General features: G+C 42.7%; 2 protein-coding genes and 1 tRNA gene. 1 reads left to right on the forward strand and 2 read right to left on the reverse strand.

From position 1 onward, the window contains the following. Both NJ959_RS26535 and NJ959_RS26540 read right to left on the reverse strand, forming a co-directional pair. The coding region (locus tag NJ959_RS26535; protein ID WP_254014762.1) for a glycoside hydrolase family 10-like protein at nucleotides 1–2,240 on the reverse strand (2,240 nt) is incomplete at its 3' end. A 104-nt stretch (nucleotides 2,241–2,344) separates the two neighbouring features. Next, nucleotides 2,345–2,436 (reverse strand) — tRNA-Ser (locus NJ959_RS26540). A gap of 334 nt (nucleotides 2,437–2,770) precedes the next feature. Between NJ959_RS26540 and NJ959_RS26545 the strand changes: the two genes are divergently transcribed. Next, entirely contained in the window at nucleotides 2,771–4,030 is a 1,260-nt protein-coding gene (locus NJ959_RS26545; RefSeq protein ID WP_254014763.1) for a glycosyltransferase family 4 protein, read from the forward strand. Nucleotides 4,031–4,083: the final 53 nt, after the last annotated feature.

Below are 4,083 nucleotides of genomic sequence, written 5' to 3' on the forward strand. Positions count from 1 at the left end.
ATATCTTGTAAACTAGGATTAAGATTTTCTGCAGCAAACAGAGCGTATCCAGCCGCAGGCAAATCTCGCAATAGCTGAATTTGATCGACTGCTACGATATCTGGTAAATTCAATAACCTAATCCCGGGTACAACTAAAGCCGAACTTAAACTCGATTGTGTTAATACTGGTTGAGCTAGTGTTTGCAATCCTGCCGTATCTAAGGCATAAGTCATCGGGACAACTAAGTCAATATCTCCCCGAATTGCCCAATCTTCCCAGTTTTGTTGTAGTTTTTCTAATCTTTCACCACGAGGAATAGCAAAGACGGCTGCGGATATAATTAAGTCAGGTTTTTCCTGACGTAGGTGCGCCGAGACGGTTGCGACAAAACTATCGATTTGCCGAATCCGAAAATCTGTCCACTTTTGCCATAATTCGGGATTATTTGGGGAAATAGCAATAGGATCTACCCCCGTCAATTTCTGAAATTCCTGACGTGCGATTTGACTGTAGCCATAAATTCGATCTACTTTAGGGTTTTGAAAAGGGTAGCGAATGTAATCAAGTTGAATACCATCGACTTGATAGCGATTGACAATTTCCTCTAATAATGATATAAGATAACTTCTAACTTCCGGATTAGCTGGATCTAAAAAAGCCTTTTTAGTATAGGAATCAAATATATTTCCCTGTCTGTCAAACATAACCCAATCTGGATGAGCAGTTAGGAGAGGTCCAGTATAGTCATCGGGTTGATTTAAAATTGAATTGTGACGCTGATTGGCTGCGGCAAATATCCACACCCAAGCGTGTAATTCCATACCGCGCTCGTGAGCTAATTTTACAGCAGATGCGAGGGGGTCCCAACCTCTAACGAGGGGATTTTGTTCCGGTGCAACTCTGCTGGGGTAAATGGGATAACTAGCATTAACTGTTTCAAAAAAGACAGTATTAAATCCTGCTGCTGCTAGTTTGTCGAAAATCTTTGCTAAATCCTGTTCTGACTTAGCTTTAACAATAGTACCGCGATCTAACCAAATTGCTCTAATTTCTGGTTGAGCCAGGTTACTATTTATTGGGTAATTGTCCCACAATAGCCGTCTTGTGTCAAACCAATACTGTTTGGCTAGGGTATAGTCTTTTCTATCAACTGCATTGAGGAAGTTTTGCCAACCTATCCGGGCTTGAGTTACTATTCGATTGGTTGTTGGTTGTTGGTTGTTGGTTGTTAGTAGATTGTTCGTAATTCCTGTTATTGTTTCCTTCTTACTCCTTCTGCTAAGTTGCTCTACAAAATTATGGGTGAGTAATTCGACATTACTGTCTGCGGCATTAGCGGTGAGTAGGGTACTTTCAAATCTACCGATTAAATCTGCTAATTCCTGACTCATTACAGAGATTTCCTCGGGTGTCAGTTTGTCTAAATTATTGGGAGAAGTTTGTGGGGGTAAAACTCCTGCGTCTGGATCGTTTTGGGCAATGTTTTGGTTAGTTGTTCTTGGTTGTTGTAAATTATTACTTAATCTAGATGACTGATTCTTACTGCAATAGGGGACTGATTTATCTGTATTTGCCTCTCTGGGAGTGGGAGTAATATTGTAACGGAAAAGAGTTGCTCGTAACCAAGCACTATCCACTTCAGCACCAGCTACTCCATCAACACCCCAACGCCACCCTAAAAAGGTAGACTTATCTGTAGTTACCACTGCTGGCGGATTTTCTTTCTGATTCCAAACAGCAACAGTAGTGGAATTGACATTAACTGGAATTAATACACCTCCCTGAATTTTACTCGCTAATCCAGTAGCACTCACCCAAGTTTCAGTATTTGTTGATAAAGGTTCTAAATTAACAGATTGAGTTAGGGCAAATCCCCAATAAGCACCTAAAAGAGAGCGCAACCGATTGCGAATTGTCGGTTGAGATAAGACTCCCACCGCACCGCTGACGATAGTGGCTCCCCCTTGGCGCATCCACTCTTGTAACGCTAATAGCTGTGAGGGTTCAAGTTGTTCAATATTAGGTAAAAATAAAACTTGAGGACTACCAAAATCTGATACTTGCTCAACTTGAGTCCAATCAACAATACAATAATCAACACCCGTCTTATTTAATCTTGCAGTAATTCCTGACCAATACCCTTGATTATCGGGACTTTTCACAACCCCCAACTGCACAGTTTGCGCCGAAGTTGCACTGAGGAGTACCAGAGAATCTATCAACGTACCGACAATAGCGCCAAGGAAAAATTGCCTCATCTCTTCCTTCGTGTCTTAGTGCCTTAGTGGTTTATTAAATAAAAATTTACTAGCCCTTAGCCCTTGATGCCTTTACCACAAAGGACTCTAGAAGGTATTTTTAACGGAGAAGGAGGGATTCGAACCCTCGGATAGGACTTACGTACCTATCAACAGATTAGCAATCTGCCGCTTTCGACCACTCAGCCACCTCTCCACGGTCACGGTTAATAATAGTAGCACATTCAAATAGATTAATGCAAGCCCTAATTGGCAAATAGCTCATATTAATTTTTCTTAACGGACTTGTTCCTGTATCGTTACATAACTACAGATTGCTTTACATATTGCAACTTTAAGCAAAAAACTGTATACTACTTTGCAAAGAAGGAATTGTAGCTCTTTTTGAGCCATAAGCTATACTGCATCTAATTTAGATCGTGGTGATGTACAAAAGGGAACAGGGAACAGGGAACAGGGAACAGGGAACAGCAAATATGCTTTCTTAAATTGGCGACAGCTTCTTCTGGCTAGACAAACCTAGGGACAGTATGATAAGACAGCACATTGCTCTGATATCAGTTCACGGCGACCCAGCGATCGAAATTGGCAAGGAAGAGGCTGGAGGACAAAATGTTTACGTGCGGAATGTAGGTGAAGCCTTAGCCCGTATTGGATGGCACGTTGATATGTTTACCCGGAAAGCCAGCCCTGACGATCCGACAATAGTGGAACATCAGCCCCGCTGTCGGACGATTCGTTTAAAAGCCGGTCCAGAGGAATTTGTCCCGCGCGATCGTATTTTTGGCTATACAGGGGAATTTTTGGACAACCTCATCAAATTTCAGGAGACGGAAGGTATCCGATACTCCCTTGTCCATACCAACTACTGGATTTCTTCCTGGGTAGGAATGGAGTGGAAAAAACGCACCTCAATTCCTCAGCTTCACACCTACCACTCTCTGGGTGCAATTAAATATAAGTCAGTAGAGGCGATTCCCATGATTGCTAATACCCGCTTGGATATAGAAAAAACGGTACTAGAAACAGCAGAGAGAATTATTGCCACATCTCCCCAGGAAAAAGAACATTTGCGATCGCTAGTTTCCACTAAGGGTAATATCGATATTATCCCTTGCGGCACTGACATTCATCGCTTTGGAAGCATGAATCGCTGCAAAGCACGGGAGTTACTAGGACTAAAGCCTGAAGATAAAATTGTTTTCTATATTGGACGCTTTGATAAGCGAAAAGGAATTGAAACTATAGTCAGAGGAGTTGCTCGTTCTGTACTACGAGGAAATCCTCACCTAAAATTAATCATAGGTGGTGGTTCTCGTCCAGGACAGAGTGATGGAATCGAAAGGGAAAGGATTGAAGGGATTGTCGCAGAACTTGGTATGACTGATTTTACTACTTTCCCCGGACGGATTAGTGATGAACTATTACCTGCTTACTATACCGCCGCTGATGTATGTGTAGTCCCCAGCCATTACGAGCCTTTTGGTTTAGTCGCCATTGAAGCGATGGCTTGTGGCACACCTGTGGTGGCTAGTGATGTTGGAGGACTTCAGTTTACTGTAGTATCAGAAGAAACTGGATTACTCACACCACCGAAAGATGAAGTTGCCTTTGGGCAAGCAATCGATCGAATTCTCACTAACCCAGAGTGGCGAAACAAACTCGGTGAAGCAGGAAGACGGATTGTCGAGAGTAAGTTTAGCTGGGATGGTGTCGCATATCAACTTAGCGATCTTTATACGGCATTAATCCCAAAACGTGAGAAGGTTTTGATGGAAGTTGGTGGGTAGGGGAGTAGGGAGTAGGGAGTAGGGAGTAGGGAGTAGGGAGTAGGGAGTAGGGA

Origin of the sequence: Limnofasciculus baicalensis BBK-W-15, from assembly GCF_024178385.1 — a bacterium.
Lineage (GTDB): Bacteria > Cyanobacteriota > Cyanobacteriia > Cyanobacteriales > Coleofasciculaceae > Limnofasciculus > Limnofasciculus baicalensis.

Coding starts and splice junctions, on each gene's coding strand:
- NJ959_RS26545 (WP_254014763.1), top strand. CDS start 2,771: ATGATAAGACAGCACATTGCTCTGATATCAGTTCACGGCGACCCAGCG.